Here is a 22,981-nt window from a genome sequence, read left to right as displayed (position 1 = left end):
CTTTCCCCAATGAGCAAAATGGCGAAAGTAAGGATTCGCCAAGGACAGTTGGCTGAAGACAAGCGCCTCCTTTATGATTCTTTGCGCCGATTCCCTGCGGACTTCGTGACCCGTGAATTACTCCGGAAAACGATAGCCATCACTCCTTCGCCGAAGCTAACCGCGTTTGCGCGACGTATGGAGCAAAGTTACCTAGGGTTGGTTCCGAGTCAGCTAGAAACAGCTGGGCACGGCTGGAACTACGCCGTCTCGGTCGACCAGCGTTTTCTGGATACGTCGATTCAGCGTTTTCCTCGCGAACGGATTCCTAAAAGCAGAAGCCATACCGTCGGCAAGCCATTCTCATTGGATGAATTACTAAAGAATCCTAACATCGAAAAACGCTGGCGAGCAGCTCTACGGCACTCCGAATTAACTAACGGCGGTCATCTCGTCGACAGTTTTGGCCTGTCTCGGAAAAACACTAGGCATCGGCTCATCAAGCGTTTGCAAGGTGATGGCTTGAAAATAGTCATTTTTGGTGCCGGTCCCGTCGGCCTTGCCTTGGCAAACTCCCTCAAGCGCAGCTTTGGCCATCAGATTAATATACTCGTAACGGATACACGCGTGCAGCGACCGGGACTTCGTGCCCCTTATAAGCGGCGATGGCTAACCCAAATCTCCAATAACATGCTTGCTGATCTATATGAGCCAGTGGTGCGACAGCTTTTTCGAGGCTGGGGTAATCAAGCATATGTCGGGGCAACGATCGGCGTCTGGGAAACGATTCTCTTGTCCTCTTGCCACCAACAGGGGGTGATTTTCTGGTTTGAAGAAATGGCTCCATTGGATGTGCTCGCTGAGCAAAAGCCACATCTGTATATTGACGCTAGCGGTGGACGTTTGAATTTAGGAGAGGCAAACAAAGTCCGAGAACAGCCAACGACTGCGTCACTCGCCGTGCCCATACGGCCATACTCCACCGTGGAGCAGCTTGCGCCAATGGGCATACGGCGTATCGACGCCTGCCGCGATAAAGCAATCATCGCAAACCGTGAAGGCGATTGGCACATCCCTCAATGGAACGGCGGGCCAGTGAAACTTGCGATGTTCAAAATGACGGGAATCCCAGTCGAGCTCTACAACCCGTTGCTCAAATGGATTACGCCACGGAATCGGGATCGCTTATTCTACCTTTGGGAGGGTAAATTACATAGTGATATCAACGAACTATTATTACTGATCAACCTAACTAAAGAGGCTTACTGGGCATTGGCGGAAAGCTTACCACGCCCCAGCACCTTCGCAAAAACCTTTGGCAAAACCACCTTCAAGCGCCTCCACCTGGACCTACGCATTTACGAATTAGTGCGCTACATACGATCGCTTTCGCCTGAGTGGGGCTCGTGGGGCGTGGAACCGCCGTTTCTCTATGAACCACGTTTGCGCACAATCGGCAAAAAGCTCGAACGTTACGAGGGAGTTCCCATTATCCCCATCGGCGACAGCCTCTTCAACGGGCACCCAAAGGTTGGTAATGGACTGGGGGCGCATTTAAAACTGGTTCGCAGACTACACGACTTGGCGATCCTGCATTACGAATAGTGATCACTCTAACCCCGAGGTCATGACCTCATTAAAGAGCCTTTATTTCATAATATTTCCCACCATCGATTGGCAACCGGACATTACACAAACTCAAATCTTCAGGCAGTCACGTCATCCAACCAAGTTCAATAAAATTACTTAAGTAGCTTATACGCAATAGTTTAACAATAAAAAAAACGCATAAAACGATAAATCCCATAGCAAGCAATGGCCCATCTCGAATGAGAATTTGATTATTGCAAGTGACAGGCTACTCTTCATCAAGGTCATCTCGCTCTATAAAACAGTGCCCCCCCCTTCGCCATGTGCTGTCGATACACCTTGTTCCAAATTAAAGCCGCTCTGGGCAGCCTCGTAAAACTCCAACAAGTCGCCCGAATGAAGGCGCGCTACAACATTGCCCCGACGCAGCCCATCGCAGCCGTCCGGGCCAATGAAAACAGCGGAAATCGCGAGCTCGCGATCTTCAGTTGGGGCCTGGTACCCTTTTGGGCCAAAGAGCCATCGATTGCACACCAACTGCTTAATGCGCGTTCAGAGACCGCTGCGGTTAAACCCGCTTTCCGTGGCCCAATGCGCCACCATCGTTGCCTCATTCCAGCCGACGGTTTCTATGAATGGAAGGCCATTGGAGGGCAGAAGCAACCTTACTACATCCGCCGACCGGACCACGAGCCCTTCTATTTCGCAGGATTATTTGATCATTGGGGCTCCCCCGACGGCTCGGAAATCGAGTCTGCCACGATCCTCACGACTGCTGCAAACGACTTCATGACCCCCATCCACAAGCGTATGCCAGTGATCATCCCAGAGAGTCAATACGACCGCTGGCTCGACCCGAAGGTACAACAACCTGCCAAGTTAGCGGACCTACTCCGGCCAGCTCCAGAAGACTTCTTCATCCGCAAGCCCGTCACCCCACTGGTCAACAGCGTGCGTAATGATATGCCAGAGTGCATCATGCCAACCGTTGAGCCACCCTCCCCCCCCAACCAACTTGGGTTCGGTTTTTAATTGCAGTAGTAATGCACCCTTAGTCAGTCATTAGTCGAGGCAACAAATGAGATTCACGCCAAAATATTTGACGGCGCGGCTAGTTTACGCCTTAAACATCTCCTGCTATGGCTGAAGAAACTACCGCTAACTCTAAAAACCAACCGAAATACAAACGCATCGTCCTGAAGCTCAGTGGCGAAGCCTTGGGCGACCGCACTGCGGGCGACACGATTAGCGGAGAAATCTTGCAACGTATCGCCTTGGAAATCAAAAAAGTCCACGACCTCGGTGTTCAGATTTGCTTGGTTGTTGGTGGGGGTAATATTTTCCGCGGCAAGTTAGGCGCGGCCAGCAGTCAGAAAGTTGACCGCACGACAGGCGACTTCATGGGCATGATGGCCACAATGATTAACGGCCTAGCTTTAATGGATTGCCTGGAGAAAAACGGCGTCCCCGTCCGCGTTCAAAGTGCACTACACATTGAGGAAGTAGCCGAGCCCTTCATCTTGCGCCGCGCGATTCGCCACTTGGAAAAAGGCCGTGTCGTGATTTTCGTTGCTGGCACCGGCAATCCGTATTTTTCCACGGACACCACCGCTGCCCTACGCGCTAGTGAGATCGGTGCCGACGTCATCATGAAGGCAACAAAGGTTGACGGTATCTACGATGCTGATCCCGTAAAAAACTCTGGCGCAAAGAAATTTGATCAGATCACTTTCATCGACGCATTGAAAAATCAATACGCCGTCATGGACTCCACCGCATTCTCGCTTTGCCTCGACAATGAGATGCCGATCATCGTCTTCGACATGAATGAGTCCGACAGCATTCGTCGTGCTGTCATGGGTGAGACTATTGGGACCTTGGTCTGCTAATCGGCAGCGATGAATTCATCCGTTGATGCGAATCTTTTTGTTCGCATGCCTCGCTCACCGAAGGTCTGGCGGCAACAACTGGGCATTGGCTTGAACCCGCTGCTGGTAGGCCTTAACGAGCGCAGCGGAGAAACTATCTCCCAATGAAAGTTTGGCAGAGAGGTTGGCCGAGGGAGCAATCACGGCGAACTGCCCATTGACCATCATACCGATCAGATCACCTGTTTGCGAAAACACTAAATCACCCTCGCGGGGGGAGAACTCGCCAAACAACTCATTGAAAATCGACGAATCCATGTCGAGGTATTCAGGGTGCGCCGGGACGATTTTAAAGCCGACTTCCCCATATTTCCCCTGATCGTTGACTAAAATTGCCTGCGGATATTTAAGTGGTTCTTTGGCGAGATTGAAGGCCGTTACACCCCAGTTCGCTGGAAAGCTCTCTGACAAACGTAACGCAAGGATGCGCGGATCCGCTGAAAGCGAACCGACTGAATCAAACCGCCCCGCCCGACTGCCAAAACGAATAATTCCAGTGACACCCAGCAAGCCGCTTTTCCGAAACGGCGTTTTGCTGGCGGGGATAAGTGCGTAAACGCTCGCCCCATCTCGCACAAGGACCGTGTCCAAGCTGTATTGCTCGGTCGAAGATCCGAAGACCCCGGACTCCTTTGCATCGAAGGTGATACGAACCTTGTTCTTCTGATAGCGATCGAAAATGGTGTTCAGGGACAATGGCTGGGCACGCTTAACCTCTTCACGAATCTGGTCTGTGGACTCAGCCAAGGCACCAACCCCCTCCGCGAGCGTTTGGGTAGTCTGCTGCATACTGGCTTTTTCCCGCCGAGTAATCTCTATATCGCGCTGCGCGACTTCCAGTCTCTCAGCGGCGGTGCGGGCTTCTGTTCGGCTAACTTCCAACTGTGTCGACAGCGTCTGTTTTTCTAACTCAGCAGTTTTCACCTCACTGGCCAATCGCTGGCGCTCCTCATCCAACTTCTCAACCGCGGCGGCCTTAGCCTCAAGTTCACTTTGAATGGCTCGGAGTCGCTCGGTGGACGTCGCAGCGGTTTCTTTGACCTCGGCCAATGACTTGGCCAGCTCAATTCGATCACGTTCGGCCTCGGCCAATTTCTGGCGAGCAGCCTCGGATTGTTCAGCCAGACGGGCACGTTCCGCTTCAGCGGCTTCATTGGCAAGTGCAAGCGTGGCGCGTTGCTCCTCCAGACGCGCTTTTTCGGCCGCAAGCTGTTCGGCATTTTGCTGACTTTCTTCAAGCTTCGCTTCGCGCTCGGCCAAAGCCTTGGCGCGCGCCTCCAGTTCCTCCTGTGTCTCCTTAAGTTCGGTGGACAGATCAGCGCGATTCTCCTGCTCGGCGTCCAGCGACATTTTGAGCACGTCAATAAGGTCCTGATTAGCCTGGGCATCCTGCTCAATAGCCTGTTCGGCCTCAGGTGCCTGATCCGCCGGCTCATCAAAGCGCGCCAGCGCCAGCAAGCTGAGCAGCAGGAAGTCGCATATGACGAGTAAGAGGGAACGGTTCATAGGAATTTAATCTGGCAGATTTGCTTGCGACAAGGCAACCGCCGAATGGGTTCCGCCACAAGCTCGTTGCACCACCGGTGGAGCAGGCGTCTGCCATGGCTCCGATAAAAATCCACCAGAGTGATTAATCAAGCCGTAGTTCATTTGCTAGAACAATCGCTTGCACGCCATGACAGGCAGCCTAATAAACCGCCAAACATCAGCGATTCTGCTTTGCCCCCTCAGCAATAAGCAGCATTAATCAGAACTTCAAGTCGGAGGGCAGTTGACAAATGCGAAAGAAATCTCTCATATTCGTCCAAAATCTCTCAACAAGTCCCCCCGGCCATGAGCGCTTACGTCCTGTATAAAACAAACCCTTATCGCAATCAAAGCATGAGCAAGAAACCCATCCGTGTCGCCATCACTGGTGCAGCCGGCAACATCGGCTACGCCCTACTGTTCCGCATCGCTTCAGGCCAAATGTTTGGCCCTGATCAGCCCGTTGCGCTGAACCTCATTGAAATTGAACCCGGCATGAACGCCCTCCGCGGCGTCGCCATGGAACTGGACGACTGCGCTTTCCCGCTGCTCACTGAGATCGTCCAGACCAGTGATCTGAACGTCGGCTTCAAAGACGTCAACTGGGCGCTACTCGTTGGCTCAGTGCCACGTAAGCAAGGCATGGAGCGCGCCGACCTACTTGGGATCAATGGCAAAATCTTCGTTGGCCAAGGCAAAGCAATCAATGATAACGCAGCAGCCGACGTCCGCATCCTCGTTGTAGGTAACCCCTGCAATACCAATTGCCTCATCGCTCAGAAGCACGCGCCAAAAATCCCTGCTGAGCGCTGGTTTGCAATGACGCGTCTGGACGAAAATCGCGCCAAGACCCAACTCGCTCAAAAGGCTAGCGTGCCAGTCAAAGACATCGCCAACCTCTGCGTGTGGGGCAACCACTCACCGACCATGTTCCCGGATTTCTACAACGCCAAGATCAGTGGCAAGCCCGCGTTGGACGTCATTGGCGACGAAACATGGCTCAAGGACACATTCGTCCCCAAGGTTGGCAAGCGTGGCGCTGAGATCATCGCTGCTCGTGGCGCGTCATCGGCCGCATCCGCTGCAAACGCCGTAGTTGACACCGTCGTCAGCTTGACTACCAAAACCGCCCCTAGCGAATTCCACAGCGTCTGCGTGCTCTCCAGCGGCGAATATGGCGTGCCAGAAGGTATCATCACTTCGCTACCGATCAAGAGTGACGGCGAGAAGTGGGAAGTGGTCAAGGGCGTCCAGCTCACCGACTACGCCAAGGAACAGATCGCCAAGTCCAACCAAGAGCTCCTCGACGAGCGAGAAATGGCTCTTGCGGCCCTGTAAGCTCCGTTTTCACACCACGCATTGTCAAAGCCCGGCCATTAGCGCCGGGCTTTTTTGTGACTCGGCTCCATATCCGCTCCGGGCAAGAGTTAACGAGAACGAGTCATCCCCTAAGAAGATCAAGTTTGCCTGAAAAAGACACTAACTGCCTAATTATCATGAATGGGCTAAACGCTGGAATCTTCAACACAAAGTACACGCGGCTTTCATAGACTCTGATTCACTCATTAAAAATCCCGCTAAGTTTTTGACTTAGCGGGATTTATAAATGGTGGCCAGACCCAGAATCGAACTGGGGACACAAGGATTTTCAGTCCTCTGCTCTACCAACTGAGCTATCTGGCCAATCTGGAAAAACGGGGATAATTGCACTTCGTGAAGTGTGGTCAAGGCGAATTTTAAAATTAATTTTTATAGTAGGGGTAGACATTGGTCTCTTGCGTGCTATTTTGAGTGCATGAGCCTTGTTGAAATTCTACTATGCATTTTTCTTCCGCCTGTGGCAGTGGCCATTAAAAAGGGAGTCGGTCTGGACCTACTCATCAACATTATCTGCTGTTTCTTTTTTTGGATCGGAGGCGTAATTCACGCATTTTGGGTGTTAAATCAAAAATGAGCCTCGCTTATTAGGAAAAACTTTGTCAGCGTCCGCGCTTTTTAATTTCTTATGAGCGCGCTAGCCGAACCCATTCGCACTGCGGAGAAGATCCGCAACATTGCAATTATTGCCCACGTTGACCACGGGAAGACCACCTTGGTGGACTGCTTGCTGCAACAATCCGGAACCTATCGGGATAACCAGGAAGTTCAAGTCCGTGCCATGGACAGCATGGACCTCGAACGTGAAAAGGGCATTACGATCAAAGCCAAAAACACTGCCATCCAGTGGAAAGGCTATACAATCAATATCGTCGACACCCCTGGCCACGCTGACTTTGGTGCTGAAGTGGAGCGCGTGATGAAAATGGTGGACGGCGTGCTCCTGCTAACAGACGCCGTGGGCGGCCCGCAGGCACAGACCCGCTGGGTGCTCCGCAAAGCCCTTGGCCATGGCCTCAAGACCGTGTGCGTCATTAATAAGGTCGACCGTGACACCGCCCGCCCAGACTGGGTCCACGACAAGGTGCTGGAGCTGTTCCTCGACCTTGAGGCCTCCGAAGACCAATTCAACGCCCCTTTCCTTTACGCCTCTGCCAAAAACGGCTGGGCGGATCGTGAAGCCAATGGCCCTCGCGAAAACATGGACGCCCTCTTCGAGGCGATCGTTGAGCATGTCCCCCCCCCCACCGTCGAAGCCGGTGAATTCCGCATGTTGGTATCCAACATTGATTGGGATGACTTTGTGGGTCGCCTCGCGATTGGCCGTATCCTTTCAGGCAAGGTCGCCAGTGGTGACACCATCTTCGCCCTGCGCAAGGACGGCAAGGTCGAGCGGGTAAAAATCACAAAGCTGATTCGTTTCACCGGATTGGGCGTAATGCCTGTTGATGAAACCAGTGCTGGCGACATCGTCGGCATCGCGGGCTTTGACGAAATTGATATTGGCGATACGCTTGCAGCCGACAAAGAGTCTGAAGCCCTTCCCTTCATGGAGATCGATCCAGCCACCGTGCAGATGGAATTCCATGTCAACGACGGTCCTCTGGCTGGCAAGGACGGCAAGAAGGTCACATCACGCCAAGTCCGCGAACGCCTCATCCACGAAACGAAGTCCAATATTTCGATCAAAGTCGCTGACACCAGCGATGGCACCCGTTTCTTGGTCAATGCCCGCGGTGCCATGCAGATTGCAGTGCTTGTGGAAACTATGCGCCGTGAAGGCTATGAAGTCATGGTGTCCCGACCTACTGTTCTCTATAAGGAAATCGATGGCACTACCTGTGAGCCATTTGAGCAAGTCTGGGTTGAAGTGCCCGAAGACATGCTGGGTTCGGTCATGGAAAACCTTTCCAACCGAAAGGCTCAGATTACCAACATGGAACACCACCATGCCGGCGTCACCATCGAGGCAAGCATTTCCACCCGTGGATTGATTGGCTTCGAGAGCGATTTAGTAACGCTGACCAGCGGCCATGGCGTATGCTCACACATGTTCCTGGAATATCGTCCCAAGGGCGGTGAAATCACCACCCGCAACACGGGGACCTTGTGCTCGGTCGCAACGGGCAAGAGCATGGGCTTCTCGCTGAACCTCATCCAAGCACGTGGCAAGTTGTTCGTAGCACCAGGTGAAGATGTCTATAACGGTCAGATCATCGGCGAATGCCCACGCAAGGAAGACCTACCAGTCAATCCTTGCAAAGCCAAGCAGCTCGATAACATGCGCTCTGCGGGTAAAGATGACAACGTCCAGCTCGCACCACCGATCAAGTTCTCACTTGAGCGCGCGATCGAATACATCGCTGCCGATGAGCTAGTTGAAGCCACTCCGAAGTTCCTACGTTTACGCAAGCGCATCCTCGATTCCGAAGAGCGCCGCCGCATTACAAAGCGCGCAAAGAACGCTTAACCGACGTAGCGCCGTCTACGATAAGTTTTCAATTCAGCCGCCGAAGCTATTTCTCATCCGAGAAATCTTCGTCGGCTGATTTTTTTTCGACTGATTCGTCCACTGCTGAAGTTTCAGTGGCCACTGCATTGGTAATCTCTGGTTCTTCCGGCTCATCTTCCTCAAAGACCTCAGCATCCTCTGGAGTCATGATGCGCTTTTCGCAACGGATGTCGCCGTAGGTATCGTCCTGAATCACGAAGAGCTTTTTCAGGCGGGATAACTCCAACACGGCCAAAAAAGTAGAGACCAGCAAATTCATGCCATAGGCCTTGTCCTCAAATAACTCGGTGAAATGGAAGTCATCACGTGTTTCCAGTATCTCCAAAATGTATTCCATGCGGTCCGCCACCGAAACCTGCTCATCATTGATTTCCCCGCTACGCATGCCCTCTGCCAAACGACGAAGGACCATATTGAAGCCGTTCCAGATTTCGATTTTGTCCGTAGGCTTGAGCGGACGTGCCTCCTTCTGATCCGAAGACTCGCGATAGATGCGTGGTATTAGGTCCTGTTGGGTCTCCACAAGGTCCTGCAGTTGGTAAGCGGCCTCCTTGAACTTCTTATACTCCAAGAGCTGCTGGACGAGTTCCCAGCGAGGATCGGACTCCTCCTCTTCTTCAGCCGCCTGCTTCACCTGTTCATTGGTGGGCAGAAGCATCCGACTCTTGATATACATAAGCGTCGCCGCCATCACGAAGAAATCTCCCGCAACCTCCAGGTTGAGCTGCTCCATGGAATGCAGCACGTCAAGGTATTGTCGGGTCACCCGCTCAATCGGGATATCGTAGATATCGATTTCGTTCTTGCGAATCAGGAACAGGAGCAGGTCCAGAGGCCCCTCAAATGCAGGCAGGCGTATGGATAATTCCTGATTCGGGGCTAGGGCGTCATCTTGAACTTGGGCGCTAATGTCGGACACGCGGCAAGTGGAGCGAAAACCCGTCCTGAGATCAATGGGAAAGCAACACGCTTATTCCTCAATGATATACATGAACTGAGAGCCACCGGTCTTAATCATATTTCCAGTGGTCAAGTTGCCATCATCCACGCCACTGTCGATCTGCGTAAGGAGCTCATCGTCGACTTCGTATCCATCGACACCAATGGCAAACGTGTAGCTACTCGCATCAACCGACCAATTTCCACCAATGACTGTTGTAGAGGTAATGACGTCAGCACGAATATACTCAAAAAAATCAGCGGGCGGCCCACTGCCAGTACCGATCGGATAGACCCCTTCAGCAAGATTATAGCGGTTAATTGCTTCTTTCACCGCACGAAAGTCATTTAAAAACGCAGATACCCGAGTGCGCTCACGCACAGCTTTGAAGCCAGGAATCGCCATTGCCAGCATCACGCCAATGATAATCACCACCACCATGATTTCTAAAAGCGTAAAACCGCGGCGCGGATAATGGTGTATAGTCTTCATGGCTGTCATCTAAACGAGTATTTTACCAATCTAAGGTAAAACCCGTAGAGATGTCGAGCCTATTTCCCTACTGGGAACCAAAAACTAAAACGTCAGCAAACGAACACGGACTTTGGCCTGAATCCCATCTTCTCGTGTCGCGCCTTGAAGATACCCAAGCTGCAATTCGATGTCCCAAGAATTAGCGAAGCGTGTTTGCCAGCTGTAATACTGCTCCACAAGTTCGCCCAGCTCAGCATCGATACGCCATTCAGCCCGCAGGAAATTACGTTCATTGATCCGATAGTCCCCCCCCACGATGTACTGGTTGATGTTCGCGCCGGGCACATCACGCACCAAGTTGTTACCGCAATAAATGGACCATTCCTCGCCGTCAACAATCCGAGTGCGGGAGCTAACCTCACTGATTGTCGGCGTATTCGGGTCAACGCGGACAAACACGGATCCGCTCAGCCAGTAGGCTGGACGCACCGTAAACTCCGTAAAAATATCCGAAGCGAATCGCTGTCCCTTCCGATAGAATGGACGGTACGGTGGATTGATGATTAACTCGTCTGGGCGTTCGTCGAAATGTAACTCATGGTAGATATTGAACTCCGCCATATCATAAGAGCCATAGCCCTTGGCTCGGGTCTGCAGGGTGTTTTCGATCCCGTACCGCAGTGTGTTCTCTGCATAGAGATCGTCGATGTTACGCTTATTCGCTAGCCCGATAGGTTCCATGTATGTCTGGAACGGTGCCCTTACATCAATCGGAGGAATGATGGTGTTACCCGATTGAGCCGCCGGAATGTAGCGATATTGCACCACTGGACGGAAGATGTGGCGTAGACCGTCAATGTCCCAAAACTCGTCCTTCACATCCCAAACACCCGTTGCGAGCAGCTCCAAGTCCATGCCTACTTCGCCAAGCACGCGTGTATAGGGACCGTCTCGGTAGTAGGCGTCCCAATAGTTGGTAACCATACCGCCAACGACCGGCGTCGCAGTCATCCAATCAGTAATTTTTGTGGGGCGGGACCAACCATAATACACATTGAGGCGATTCGACTCCGCTTCTTTAAAGAGACCGGTCGGTGATTTTTCTTTAAGCAGCACAAAATCCGCTGAAAAGCGCTGGTAAACCCCTGTTTCGAAAATTTCCGAGGGCTGGAGGTTAAAGCTGACTTCGGGCAGCCGCTGAGCCACAAGCTCCCAGTCGTTCGGCTCATAGCGCAGAAACGCAGAAAACACATAAATGTCCCCTCTGAACGAGGCAGACGCGAAACTGTCCGGCACTTGATTATCATAGAAAAGACCTGGGCGAAAATCCCGCGTCACCTCAGAATCACTCCACCAGCTTAAAGAACTGACAAGATCAATCTTGCCGTCGATTTCACCGAGATGACGCCATTCAATGAAATTACGATTCGGCCCGATCTGCTGCCCCAGAGAGTTGAGCCCCCGATCGCTGACGGACCCCAAATCATAGATAAAACCAGTGTCAATCGAGCCCGCCATGTAATTTGGCCCCTCATCCCAAGACCAATTATACTCGCCAACCGGACCACCGAGGAAGCCTCGTTTCGTGTAACCGTCCAGATTCGCACCGAGCTTCACTTCTGGATAAAGCCTGACCAACACCTGATTTTGCACAAAGCCACCCAGATTGTTCTGAAAACCCGCATCACCTTTGTACGAGATTGGCGCATCATCCTCCAAGCTCTGCTCGAAATGAGGCAGGTAGAAAAAAGGAAACGAGCCAATACGGAACGTCGCACCGTCCACTACCAGCGTCTCGGAATTCTTCACTAAATACTGATCAGCGTGAATATTAAAGGCATATGCATCAGGCTCCTGAAAATAGATAGTGCCGTCCTGCACCTCAATCTCGTCGTTGTTCCCCTGGATGTGCTTTCCTTCGAGAAAAACCGGCTGACGTCCTAGTCGAAAATTGCCTGCCTCAAAGCTCTGGTGGAAGTAATCGTACTTAGCATCGTCGCTGAGGATGCGGAAGGCCTCCTGCGTCAATTGCACCTGACTGTGAGCCTTAAGTGTGTTACTATCTTGCTCAAACACGATCTCGTCGCTTTTGAGCAAAATATTCCCGTGGCTGAGCTCGGCATTACCTTTGGCCACGAGGGAATTCGTGTCCGCGTCAAATTCTTGCTCGTCAGATTCCAATTGGGGTAGCTCAACGCCGACCTCGGGCAATTGCGCCCAGAGTCCGCTCATTAATAACACGCCCAACAGCAGGGGGCTTTTCCCTCTCAGTATATGCAGCACGCGGGGCAAAATAGGGCACGCGCAGCGCGTTTCACAAGGCAATTGTTGCAACTTCATGGTCAAAGGACTTCGTTAGCACCCGTGAACTGTCAAAATCTACTGTCTGATCTGCCGACCGACCTCCCCCAAGAGCTAATGCAAGACCTCGTCTGCGCAGATGGCATCCGTATCGAGCGAATCATTTCCACTGGCCAAGACTCCCCCCCCGACACCTGGTACGATCAGACTGAAAACGAGTGGGTATTACTCCTCTCTGGTGCTGCTCGCTTAGAAATTATCGAGACCGACGGACCACGAAAGCTCGAACTATGCCCCGGCGATCATTGCTTCATCCCCGCCCACCAACGGCACCGCGTCGACTGGACCGCCCCTGCCCAAGCCACCGTTTGGCTAGCCGTCTGGTGGCAAACATCGTCGAGCGAAGAACACCTTACTGAGATTGGATCAGAGTAGCTCTCAGGCCAACTCAATCGCTCCGTATAATCCTGCCCCCGCCCCCCCCTTAGACAGGAGATTACTCCCACTCGATCGTGCTGGGTGGCTTAGAGCTGATATCTAACACAACGCGATTCACGCCCTCGACCTCATTAATAATGCGGTTCGAGATGACACCAAGCACGTTGTGCGGGATGTGCGCCCAGTCAGCTGTCATCGCGTCTTGGCTCTCTACAATACGTAGTGCAACAACATAGTCATAGGTACGTTCGTCGCCCATGACACCCACCGTTTTCACAGGCAGAAAAACGCAAAAAGCCTGCCAAACCTTCTCGTAATGGCCGGTGCGCTTCATTTCGTCGAGCAAGACAGCATCGGCCTGCTTGAGGATTGTCAGATACTTACGCTTGATCTCTCCCATCACGCGGACACCAAGACCTGGTCCTGGGAAAGGATGACGCCAGATCATTTCCTTGGGCAAGCCTAGTTCTTCACCCAAGCGACGGACTTCGTCCTTAAAGAGTTCACGGAGGGGCTCCAACAGCTTCATACGCATGCGCTTCGGCAAGCCACCAACATTGTGATGGCTCTTGATGAGCGCCGCAGGGTTGCCGTCGATTGCAACGCTCTCGATGACGTCTGGATAAAGCGTTCCTTGAGCAAGAAAATCGACTTCGCCGATACTCTTCACGGCATCCTCAAAGACATCAATGAATACCTTGCCGATGATCTTACGCTTACGCTCGGGATCGGTAACCCCCTTGAGCGCAGACAAAAAACGGTTCCCCGCCTTGATCACGCGCAAATCTACATGGAAGTGGTCTCGGAAAACTTGTTCTACGCGCTCACGCTCTTTCAAACGTAGCAGACCATTGTCAACGAAGACGCAAGTCAGTTGGTCTCCAATTGCTCGATGAATGAGCGCTGCAGCCACAGAAGAATCCACACCACCGCTAAGACCAAGGATCACACGTTTGTTACCCACTTGATCTCGAATCAACTGTGTTGCTTCCTCGATATAGTTAGCCATTTTCCAATCGGCCTTGCACTTACAAACACCAAATAGGAAGTTTTGCAGAATTTCCACGCCACGCTCGCTATGGTGTACTTCGGGGTGGAATTGGATGCCGTAAAAGCCGCGCTTTTCGTCTGCAATAACTGAGTTTTCACTGTTTTCAGTGTAGGCAATGACCTCAAAACCTGCCGGGATTTTTGTCAACTTATCACCGTGGGAATTCCAAACCTGAAGCTTTTTAGGTAAGCCCTTAAGCAGAGCGCCTTTCTTCTTCACCGTCATGGCACCTCGGCCATATTCGCGACGCTCACTGCGAGCAACCTCCCCCCCCAGAAGCTTACCCATCAATTGTACACCGTAGCAAATACCCAAGACAGGTACGCCTAGCTTGAAGAGTTTCTTGTCGGGCAATGGCGCATTTTTTGCCAAGACGCTACTAGGCCCACCTGAAAGGATAATGCCACAGACACCATCTTTCTTCAGCTGCGCCGCGGTGACCGAATAAGGATAAATCCGGGAGTAAACCTGGCATTCGCGGATGCGACGTGCGATCACCTGAGTGTATTGGGAGCCAAAATCGAGAACGGCGAGCGTCTGTTGAGACATAATAAAAGTAGTTGGTGCTAAATTAAAACTTTAGTTTATGGTTTTCATAACCGCAAGAGGGGCAAGCAGCCACCTCCGCCCGTTTCCGAGCAGAGTAGACTTGGCCACATTTAATACAATGGAAGGCCACGCGAGCGCGCTCCCGTTCGTAAAGATGTTTGTCGCGCCAGTCATAGTAGAGCCAGAGTCCGAATACTGTAAGCAATCCCGCTGCCACATAGAGCAAAGTGAACCAGGAAAATCCAATATCGATCATGCTGGGCTGGGGATATCATTGAAAAAGTAAACAAGATGGCGCGCCCTGCTGGCAGGTGCGCGCCGATCCGTAAACTCAAGGCTCTGAAGAGTCGGGAATATTAGTCCTTCTTCTCCTCTTCAGTCGACACGGCGCTGTCGGCTACCTCTGGCTCAACTGCTACTGATGCTTCGGCTTCAACGGCCTTCGCTTCAGTCTTAACCTTTTTGGCAGGCTTGCGGGTGCGCTTCGGTTTGGTGTAGCCTTCGTCGCTTCCAGCGATCAGTTCGACCACCCCCATGGCTGCGCCATCGCTCTCGCGCTGGATCAGCTTATAGATGCGGATGTAGCCGCCTGTGCGGTTGGTGAACTCACTTGCACGCTCGTCGAAGAGCTGCTTCACAGCAGCTTTATCACGCACGCGTGCAATTGCCTGACGGCGACAATGCAGCTTACGGGCGGTATCGTCCGTTGCGGCGGCCTTCTTAGCCAGAGTGATAAGTTTTTCAGCGAACGGACGTAGAGCCTTGGCCTTGGCCAAGGTGGTCTCAATCCGGCCGTGGCGGAATAGCGCAGCGGCGAGATTTGCCATGAGCGCCTCGCGGTGCTCCTTGGTAACGCCCAAGCTGTGACGGTGATTGCGGTGACGCATTGTCTAAAATATTTCTGTTATTAGTAAGGTGGGAATTAGTCGCCGATTTTTTCGAGCAAACGCTCGTCAAGCTTCATACCCAAGGACAATCCAAGCTGCTCGAGCTTGGCCTTAATTTCATTGAGCGACTTCTTACCGAAGTTGCGATATTTGAGCATTTCCTGCTCAGTTTTCATCGCCAGCTCACCAACTGTTGTGATATTGGCGTTGTTGAGGCAGTTAGCAGCGCGAACTGAGAGCTCGATTTCATTCACGCTCATGTTCAGAAGCTTGCGGAGGCGGTTTTGCTCTTCGCTGATCTCCTTCGTCTCGTGATCGAATTCAACCGTTTCGCGGCTTACTTGGTCGAATACATCCAAGTGGTGACGTAAAATCGCTGCGGATTCCTTAAGTGCGTCGTCTGGAGTTACTCGACCGTCAGTCGTGATTTCAAGAATTAGCTTATCGTAATCGGTCATTTGACCAACACGAGTCTGCTCGACATAGTATTTAACTAAGCGAACCGGACTGAAAAGAGAGTCGATCGGAATTAATCCAATAATTTGCTCTTCAGGCTTGTTCTGCTCAGCCGTTGCGTAACCACGACCAACTCGCACCTCAAACTCTGCCAAGAAACGCATGGGTTTATCCAGCGTGCAGATTACTTGGTCTGGGTTGAGTACTTCTACGTTAGAGTCAGGCTTAATGTCACCTGCTGTGACGACGCCTTCCTTATTTACGTCAAGCAGAAGCTTGACGGGTTCACGCTTGTGTGAAACCAGGAGTACCTTCTTGAGATTCAGGACGATGTCGGTGATGTCTTCGACAACTCCGTCCAAACTTTGGAATTCGTGATCGACGTTGTCGATCTTGACCGAGCTAAAGGCAGCGCCTTCGATTGAGCTCAACAAGATGCGGCGTAGGCTATTGCCAATGGTGTGACCATAACCTGTTTCAAATGGCTCGGCGGCAAACGACGCGTAAGTTTCTGTGGCCGTCGACTCGTCTTTGACGAGACGCTTGGGCAACTCGAACTTACCGAGACGTTTAGTGCGCGAATTGAAGTGGGTGTCGGTGGCTGGTGCTTCTTCGACAGTGCTCATTGCTTCCGGATTGATTGTGTGATAGGCCGCGGGCGAAATTGGAAAAAGGAAAACGAGTCTCCTCTGAAATGTTATCGGCTATAGTATTCAACGATGATCTGCAGATTGATGTCCTGCTCCATCTCATCGACTGCTGGCTCGCGATTAGCGGTGCCGCGAATGGCATCGCGCTCCATCGTCATCCATGCTGGGACGGTGCGGAACTGTGTCTCTTCCAAGCAACGGGTAGCGAGTTGGCGCGAGGAAGTGCGTTCACGCACTTCTACAATGTCACCAGGCTGAACCGAAAAACTAGGGATATCGACCTTGTGGCCGTTAACCTTAATGTGTCCATGATTAACAAATTGGCGGGATGCACTGCGTGTCTTAGCTAAGCCAAGACGATAAACAACATTGTCTAGCCGCATTTCCAACAAACGTAGGAAAATCTCACCAGTAACGCCACGCTGTGCTTTTGCCTTAGCAAAAGTCAGGCGGAACTGCTTTTCAGTCAAACCGAACATGTAGCGAAGCTTTTGCTTCTCGTTCAGGCCGATTGCGTAATCAGATGACTTGCGACGCAGGCGTGGGCCATGCTGCCCAGGAAGGTAAGGCTTGCGCTCAAATGCCTTGTTGGGCGGGAAAATTGCCTGCCCAAAGCGGCGATTAATTCGTGTAGTTGGTCCGGTATAACGAGCCATAATTGGTTAATTTTGGTTGGCAGTCTCGTTGAATAACGCTTCCCGGATTGCCATCACCGAAAAGCTGAGAAAAAAGAAAAAATTAGACGCGGCGGCGCTTTGGTGGGCGGCAGCCGTTGTGAGGGACTGGAGTCACATCCGTAATGCCAGTGACAACCAAGCCCAGACTCTGAAGAGCACGGATAGCTGAATCGCGGCCCATTCCTGGACCTTTAACCTTAACGGTAACTTCCTTCAAACCGTGTGAAAGTGCAACCTTGCCAGCATCTTGTGTAACAACTTGTGCGGCATAAGCGGTGGACTTGCGAGAACCACGGAAATTCATCTTACCGGCACTTGACCAAGAGATAACGTTGCCGTTTGTGTCAGTGAACGTAACCTTTGTATTATTAAAGGTCGCTAAAATATGCACAACACCCGAGTGGATGTTCTTACTTCCCTTTGCCTTGCGGATTTTGCCGATACCGAGATCTTCGGTCAACAAATCCTTCGCACTGGGCTGACCCGATTTCTTCTCCTCGCCTTCGGCAGGTGCTTCAGCGTCAACAGGCTTAACTTCCGCAACTTCCTGGGTCGCGGCGACAGCCTCTGCTGCTTGCTTTTGTTCTTCTTCGCTCATCGTTTTTAAAAGTTACTATTTCTTACTGCCTACAGTCTTACGACCGCCCTTGCGGGTACGTGCATTGGTCGAAGTACGCTGACCTCTAACCGGTAAACCACGCTGATGACGAGCACCACGGTAGCAGCGAATGGCCTGCAGGCGCTTGAGATTACCAATGACTTCGCGGCGGAGGTCACCCTCTACCGGATAACCATCTTCCTGGATTTGCTGGGAAAACTTATTCAGTTCTTCTTCGCTGAGTTCATGGGTCCGGCGGTCAGGATCAATACCGGTCTGTTCGCACAGTTTCTTAGCGCGGGTCGGACCGACGCCATAAATATATTGCAGCGAGTATTCTATCTTCTTACCGCTGGGGATGTCGACTCCAAGTAAACGTGGCATTTCTTGTTAAATATGTTGGATGTGTAAACAGGGAAAAGCGGAGAAAATAGCAAATTAGCCCGCAATGAAAAGCTTATTTTTCAGGAATTGTTAAAATTTCGGGTTCGTCCTCGGTCACGAGGACGATGTGCTCAAAATGTGCCGCTGGTTTTCGGTCTCGAGTACGAGCTGTCCATTGATCATCATCGATGTCAATTTCATGACGACCGGCGAGTACCATTGGCTCAATTGCGAGTGTCATGCCAGGATATAGCTTTGCGCCAGACTTCTTCCGGCCAAAATTTGGTATCTGCGGATCTTCATGCATACTGCGCCCGACTCCATGGCCTACGAAATTACGAACCACGCTGTAGCCGTGTCCTTCGACAAAACTCTGGACGGCATGAGAAATGTCCCCTACCCGATTACCGGCGCGCGCTTGCGCAATACCCAAATCAAGTGCCTCTCGGGTCCGATCCACCAGTAGCTTCATCTCCTCACTAGCTTCGCCGATGACCAAGGTACGAGCGTTATCACCAACGAAGCCTTTATATTTCACGCAAACGTCCACTGTAATATTATCACCCTCTTTAAGGACAACATCGAGCTTTCCAATCCCGTGCACGACTTCGTCATTTACGGAAAGGCAAGTGTGGGCAGGATAAATTTTGTTCTCGGCCTGATAGTTATAACAAGCGCTTTGGGCCCCCATATCAGCAATCAGTTTTTTACCAGCTAGATCGATATCATAGGTGCAAACACCTGAAGCCACCATTTTGCACAACTTATCGAGTACTGTCGCAGCCACAACGCAAGCTTCCCGCACCCCCTGAACTTCTTCATCCGGGCGTGAGGATCGGTAGCTGGTGTGACGACGTCGAAGCATGTGAATTGGTTTAATCGAAGCGAATTTGCCTACTTGACGATGCCAAGTTGAAGCAGCAACCAAGAAACCAAGCCAACCACAAGCAGAACACCACAAGCGGTCCAAAGCATTCCCACATTCATGGTTTTAACTTCAGATACATCCACCAATTGGCGTGTGCGTGAAGTCTTTGAACGATTGCGTGCCTTACCCTTTTTCAGGAAGCCATCGTAGTGACGATTAAGCAGGAAAGTCTCAATCTGGCGCATCGTGTCCAAAGTAACGCCTACGGCGATCAGTGTGCCAGTACCACCAAAGAATTGTGTAACCTTCCATGGAATTTTCAACCACTCACCCAAAAGCAATGGCATAATAGCAATGATTGTCAGGAAGATTGCGCCGGCAAGAGTCAGACGCGTCATTACAAAGTCGAGGAACTTAGCGGTAGGCTCACCAGGACGAACTCCAGGAATATAGCCGCCATTGCGCTTGAGTTCATCGGCAATCTGGATCGGCTTGAACATAATGGACACCCAGAAATAGGAGAAGCCCATGATCAACATACTATAGAACAAATAATAGAACCAGTGCCCTGGGCTGAGCCATGCGCCAATGTCACGGAAAAAATCTTGTCCTGTCGCACCTGCAAGCGCACCCAGAAGGTAGGTTGGAAACATCAAAATAGCACTCGCAAAAATGACTGGCATCACACCCGCATAGTTGACCTTGAGGGGGAGGAAAGAGCTTTGCCCTCCCATCACGCGCCGACCTACCATTCGTTTCGCGTATTGTACCGGAATTTTCCTCGTGGCCTGCGTCACCGACACAATGGCCGCAATGACCGCCACCAAGAAGGTAATCATCGCCACAAACTGTGGGATGGAAATAGTAACCGCAGCACCGGCTGGAGCAAAGAGTCCATTAAACGCATAGCTAACAGCAGACGGAAGATCCGCCAAAATACCAATCGTGATCAGCAAAGAAATACCGTTGCCAATGCCTCGCTGGGTGATCTGCTCACCAATCCACATGAGCAGGACAGTGCCTGCGGTCAGGAAGATTGTTGAGGTGATCAAGAACATGGTCGGATTGATCACCACAATACTGCCATACTGCTCTACAGAGAACCCCTGAAAGAACTCACCGGGATTACGCAGCAACGTCAGGTTCAAGAGAACGGATTGCACCAATGCAATAGCTATGGTCAAGTAACGCGTGTACTGCGTAATCTTCTGGCGGCCAGATTCACCTTCTTGCTGCAAACGAGCGAGTGTCGGCACTACAGCCCCCATGAGCTGCAAAATAATAGACGCACTAATATACGGCATAATGCCGAGTGCGAAAATTGCTCCATTGAGCAACGCCCCCCCGGTAAACATGTTATAGAGGCCGAATAGCCCCCCATCCGCCGCATCAGCGAAATATTGCTGCAATGGACGCGGATCCACCCCGGGTAGCGGGATGTTCGCGCCCACGCGGGCGATGAATATCATTCCGAACGTGAACAGGATCTTAGTCCTAAGTTCGGCAATTTTAAAGCAGTTTACGAAAGCGTTGAACATTGGAGACAGCGGTCGAAATAAAATGACGCGAATGGGCCGATAAAATGCACCGGTCAATCCGCGTCAAGCCCGGTTACTCCGGAATTCGAGAGAACGAATAAATTACTCGGCGGATTCCGGAGCCTTCTCGGCAGATTCGCCAACGACAATTATCTTGCCACCAGCAGCTTCGATTTTGCTCTGGGCCGAACCGGAAAATTTATCCGCCGATACGGTCAGTGCGCGAGTAAGATCACCGTCGCCGAGTACCTTGATCTGTTTGGCACTGGAACGAACCAGGCCAGAGTTAACCAAAACATCACGATCAACGACATCGCCTTCGACGCGTTCTAGGTCGCCTAAGTTAACAATGGCGTAGTCGTTACGGAATCGGTAGTTATTAAACCCGCGCTGCGGCAAGCGACGATAGAGCGGAATGTGACCACTTTCAAAACCGATACGGATACTACCGCCGGAGCGGGCCTTTTGACCCTTTTGACCGTGGGTGGATGTTTTGCCACGTCCAGAGCCTTCCCCGATACCGACGCGTTTGCGACGGCTGCGGGCGCCTGGGACGTTTTTCAGAGTGTGAAGTTTCATGACTTGGTTTTCACGGGAACTGGGTAATTTTTATACCCTCCCGTTGTTCATAAAGTTAAACAAGAGATGCTGCAGGAGCAGTTTCAGTTTCCTTGGCCTTTAAGCGAGATATCTCCTCAGCGGAACGTAGCTGGCGTAGCGCGGCCATCGTGGCGTTCACCATGGCGAACGGTGTATTCGAGCCCAGTGACTTGGACAAGATGTTATGAATGCCTACCGCTTCAAGCACTGCGCGAACACCGCCCCCTGCGATAACGCCCGTTCCGTCCGTAGCCGGACGAAGCATCACTCGGCCACCGTCCTTCACGCCCACGCACTCGTGGGGGATAGTGGTGCCCTTCAGACGCATGTTTTCCATGCTAGCGCGTGCACGCTCTGTACCCTTGCGAATGGCTTCTGGCACTTCCTTCGCTTTCCCGTAGCCGAGTCCAACCTGTCCCTTGCCATCACCACACACAACGAGTGCGGCAAAGCTAAAGCGACGGCCACCCTTAACGACCTTAGCGCAACGATTGATGTGAACCACCTTCTCAATGTACTCTGGACCTTCTGGCTCTTGCTGCTGGCCGCGATTGCGGTCATTACGATCGCGACGGCGTCCGCCACGTTCGCCGCCACCTTGACGGTTACCGCCACCTGGGCGATTGCCACCGCCTGGACGATTGCCGCCACCTTGGCGACCTTGATTATTTGGCATATTGCTCATGATCCGGATAATTAGAAATTAAGGCCTGCTTCGCGAGCGGCGTCTGCAAATGCTTTAACGCAACCATGGTAACGACGGCCAGCGCGATCGAAGACGACTTTTTCGACGCCAACGGCTTTAGCTCGCTCACCAATGAGTTTTCCAAGAGTGGATGCGCCTGTGGTATTCGGCTTCAGGCTCTGCTCGCGCAGATCCTTGCTCAGTGTCGAGGCCGAAACGAGCGTACGCTGTTCGACGTCATTGATGCACTGTGCATGAATATGTTGATTGGTAAAGGTAACAACCAAACGTGGACGAAGAGCGTCACCAACGGCGCGCTTACGAATACGCCAACGACGTTTTTGGAGGTTAACTCGAAGTTTTTCTGAAAGTTTCATACTGCTAGATTCCAGCTAAATTTTAATTGTGTATATTAACCGGTCTTCTTGCCTTCCTTACGACGGACATAACGACCGACGATTCGGACGCCCTTGCCCTTGTAAGGCTCAACCGGCTTATAACCGAAGATATCGGCAGCAACTTGGCCTACCATTTGTTTGTCTGGGCCTTCAACATCAAGCTTCGTACCGCTCTTGTCAACCGTTACGGTGACGCCGTCTGGCACTGGATACTTGATTTCGTGCGAATAACCGAGTGCAAGATCCAAGATCTTACCTTGAAGATTGGCCTTGAAGCCAACACCTTCGATTTCCAGCGACTTCTTGTAGGACTCGGTGACGCCAATGATCATTCCGCTAATAATCGAGCGTGCAGTCCCCCACATGGCCTTGGCCTGGCGGGAACTGTTGTTCGGCGTAACGACGATTTGGCCTTCTTCGAGGCTAATCTTGACATCGCGGTCGAAAACTTTCGACAACTTGCCTTTAGGGCCATCTACGTTCACGGTCTGACCATTTACGGTGACCTTGACTTTGTCCGCGATTGGGACGGGGAGTTTTCCAATTCTGCTCATCGTAATGTTTCCTTTATTGG

Annotated in this window: 23 protein-coding genes and 1 tRNA gene; 7 read left to right on the top strand and 17 right to left on the bottom strand. The window is 51.8% G+C overall.

What is annotated here, in order from left to right; translation table 11 throughout:
• Positions 1 to 9: 9 nt before the first annotated feature.
• The 3 genes from IE065_RS14325 to pyrH all read left to right on the top strand — a co-directional run bounded on the left by IE065_RS14325 (position 10) and on the right by pyrH (position 3,458).
• Positions 10 to 1,584, top strand: a complete 1,575-nt coding sequence (locus IE065_RS14325; protein ID WP_189516294.1) for a hypothetical protein — start codon at positions 10 to 12, stop codon at positions 1,582 to 1,584.
• A 306-nt stretch (positions 1,585 to 1,890) separates the two neighbouring features.
• On the top strand, positions 1,891 to 2,601 hold the full coding sequence (locus IE065_RS14320; RefSeq protein ID WP_189516292.1) for an SOS response-associated peptidase: 711 nt from the start codon (positions 1,891 to 1,893) through the stop codon (positions 2,599 to 2,601).
• A gap of 107 nt (positions 2,602 to 2,708) precedes the next feature.
• Positions 2,709 to 3,458 carry a UMP kinase gene (gene pyrH / locus IE065_RS14315; RefSeq protein WP_189516290.1) on the top strand — a complete coding sequence of 250 codons (750 nt, stop codon included), beginning with the start codon at positions 2,709 to 2,711 and terminating at the stop codon, positions 3,456 to 3,458.
• Between the two features lie 54 nt (positions 3,459 to 3,512).
• On the opposite strand, the gene IE065_RS14310 is transcribed toward pyrH, so the two are convergent.
• Positions 3,513 to 5,003: a coiled-coil domain-containing protein gene (locus IE065_RS14310; protein WP_189516288.1), complete on the bottom strand. Its 1,491-nt coding sequence runs from the start codon at positions 5,001 to 5,003 to the stop codon at positions 3,513 to 3,515.
• Between the two features lie 375 nt (positions 5,004 to 5,378).
• Here IE065_RS14310 and IE065_RS14305 point away from each other — a divergent pair, with 375 nt between their 5' ends.
• Positions 5,379 to 6,362 carry a malate dehydrogenase gene (locus IE065_RS14305; RefSeq protein WP_189516285.1) on the top strand — a complete coding sequence of 328 codons (984 nt, stop codon included), beginning with the start codon at positions 5,379 to 5,381 and terminating at the stop codon, positions 6,360 to 6,362.
• Positions 6,363 to 6,631: 269 nt separating this feature from the next.
• Here IE065_RS14305 and IE065_RS14300 read toward each other — a convergent pair.
• Positions 6,632 to 6,707, bottom strand: a tRNA-Phe gene (locus tag IE065_RS14300).
• A gap of 112 nt (positions 6,708 to 6,819) precedes the next feature.
• On the opposite strand from IE065_RS14300, the gene IE065_RS18315 reads away from it, so the two are divergent.
• Positions 6,820 to 6,978 carry a YqaE/Pmp3 family membrane protein gene (locus tag IE065_RS18315; RefSeq protein ID WP_189516283.1) on the top strand — a complete coding sequence of 53 codons (159 nt, stop codon included), beginning with the start codon at positions 6,820 to 6,822 and terminating at the stop codon, positions 6,976 to 6,978.
• 51 nt (positions 6,979 to 7,029) lie between these two features.
• On the top strand, positions 7,030 to 8,871 hold the full coding sequence (gene typA / locus IE065_RS14290; RefSeq protein WP_189516281.1) for a translational GTPase TypA: 1,842 nt from the start codon (positions 7,030 to 7,032) through the stop codon (positions 8,869 to 8,871).
• 46 nt (positions 8,872 to 8,917) lie between these two features.
• On the opposite strand, the gene IE065_RS14285 is transcribed toward typA, so the two are convergent.
• The 3 genes from IE065_RS14285 to IE065_RS14275 all read right to left on the bottom strand — a co-directional run bounded on the left by IE065_RS14285 (position 8,918) and on the right by IE065_RS14275 (position 12,559).
• Positions 8,918 to 9,832, bottom strand: coding sequence for a segregation and condensation protein A (locus IE065_RS14285; RefSeq protein WP_229792127.1), 915 nt, complete (start codon positions 9,830 to 9,832; stop codon positions 8,918 to 8,920).
• 51 nt (positions 9,833 to 9,883) lie between these two features.
• A complete protein-coding gene (locus IE065_RS14280; RefSeq protein WP_189516279.1) occupies positions 9,884 to 10,345 on the bottom strand; it encodes a type II secretion system protein in 462 nt (153 codons plus the stop codon).
• 84 nt (positions 10,346 to 10,429) lie between these two features.
• Complete coding sequence (locus tag IE065_RS14275; RefSeq protein ID WP_189516277.1) at positions 10,430 to 12,559, bottom strand: LptA/OstA family protein; 2,130 nt, start codon at positions 12,557 to 12,559, stop codon at positions 10,430 to 10,432.
• Positions 12,560 to 12,691: 132 nt separating this feature from the next.
• Here IE065_RS14275 and IE065_RS14270 point away from each other — a divergent pair, with 132 nt between their 5' ends.
• Positions 12,692 to 13,063, top strand: coding sequence for a cupin domain-containing protein (locus tag IE065_RS14270; RefSeq protein ID WP_189516275.1), 372 nt, complete (start codon positions 12,692 to 12,694; stop codon positions 13,061 to 13,063).
• Positions 13,064 to 13,124: 61 nt separating this feature from the next.
• On the opposite strand, the gene guaA is transcribed toward IE065_RS14270, so the two are convergent.
• The 12 genes from guaA to rplF form a co-directional block, all read right to left on the bottom strand.
• A complete protein-coding gene (gene guaA, locus IE065_RS14265; RefSeq protein WP_189516273.1) occupies positions 13,125 to 14,666 on the bottom strand; it encodes a glutamine-hydrolyzing GMP synthase in 1,542 nt (513 codons plus the stop codon).
• Between the two features lie 356 nt (positions 14,667 to 15,022).
• Entirely contained in the window at positions 15,023 to 15,553 is a 531-nt protein-coding gene (gene rplQ, locus IE065_RS14260; RefSeq protein WP_189516271.1) for a 50S ribosomal protein L17, read from the bottom strand.
• A gap of 35 nt (positions 15,554 to 15,588) precedes the next feature.
• A complete protein-coding gene (locus IE065_RS14255) occupies positions 15,589 to 16,635 on the bottom strand; it encodes a DNA-directed RNA polymerase subunit alpha (protein ID WP_189516269.1) in 1,047 nt (348 codons plus the stop codon).
• A 71-nt stretch (positions 16,636 to 16,706) separates the two neighbouring features.
• Positions 16,707 to 17,315: a 30S ribosomal protein S4 gene (rpsD, locus tag IE065_RS14250; RefSeq protein WP_189516267.1), complete on the bottom strand. Its 609-nt coding sequence runs from the start codon at positions 17,313 to 17,315 to the stop codon at positions 16,707 to 16,709.
• 82 nt (positions 17,316 to 17,397) lie between these two features.
• On the bottom strand, positions 17,398 to 17,934 hold the full coding sequence (gene rpsK / locus IE065_RS14245; protein ID WP_189516258.1) for a 30S ribosomal protein S11: 537 nt from the start codon (positions 17,932 to 17,934) through the stop codon (positions 17,398 to 17,400).
• A gap of 15 nt (positions 17,935 to 17,949) precedes the next feature.
• Entirely contained in the window at positions 17,950 to 18,318 is a 369-nt protein-coding gene (gene rpsM, locus IE065_RS14240) for a 30S ribosomal protein S13 (RefSeq protein ID WP_189516256.1), read from the bottom strand.
• Positions 18,319 to 18,391: 73 nt separating this feature from the next.
• On the bottom strand, positions 18,392 to 19,183 hold the full coding sequence (gene map, locus IE065_RS14235; RefSeq protein WP_189516253.1) for a type I methionyl aminopeptidase: 792 nt from the start codon (positions 19,181 to 19,183) through the stop codon (positions 18,392 to 18,394).
• Positions 19,184 to 19,212: 29 nt separating this feature from the next.
• Positions 19,213 to 20,724: a preprotein translocase subunit SecY gene (gene secY / locus IE065_RS14230; RefSeq protein ID WP_189516251.1), complete on the bottom strand. Its 1,512-nt coding sequence runs from the start codon at positions 20,722 to 20,724 to the stop codon at positions 19,213 to 19,215.
• A 102-nt stretch (positions 20,725 to 20,826) separates the two neighbouring features.
• Complete coding sequence (gene rplO, locus IE065_RS14225; RefSeq protein WP_189516249.1) at positions 20,827 to 21,303, bottom strand: 50S ribosomal protein L15; 477 nt, start codon at positions 21,301 to 21,303, stop codon at positions 20,827 to 20,829.
• Positions 21,304 to 21,358: 55 nt separating this feature from the next.
• A complete protein-coding gene (rpsE, locus tag IE065_RS14220; protein WP_189516336.1) occupies positions 21,359 to 22,000 on the bottom strand; it encodes a 30S ribosomal protein S5 in 642 nt (213 codons plus the stop codon).
• Positions 22,001 to 22,020: 20 nt separating this feature from the next.
• Complete coding sequence (rplR, locus tag IE065_RS14215) at positions 22,021 to 22,386, bottom strand: 50S ribosomal protein L18 (protein ID WP_189516247.1); 366 nt, start codon at positions 22,384 to 22,386, stop codon at positions 22,021 to 22,023.
• A gap of 35 nt (positions 22,387 to 22,421) precedes the next feature.
• Positions 22,422 to 22,961 (bottom strand): 50S ribosomal protein L6, encoded by a 540-nt coding sequence (gene rplF, locus IE065_RS14210; protein WP_189516245.1) that lies wholly within the window; start codon positions 22,959 to 22,961, stop codon positions 22,422 to 22,424.
• Between the last annotated feature and the right edge of the window lie 20 nt (positions 22,962 to 22,981).

Origin of the sequence: Cerasicoccus arenae (genome assembly GCF_014651635.1) — a bacterium.
GTDB classification, from domain to species: domain Bacteria; phylum Verrucomicrobiota; class Verrucomicrobiia; order Opitutales; family Cerasicoccaceae; genus Cerasicoccus; species Cerasicoccus arenae.
The sequence above is the reverse complement of the archived record's forward strand: the minus strand, read 5'-3'. Positions and strand labels throughout refer to the sequence as shown.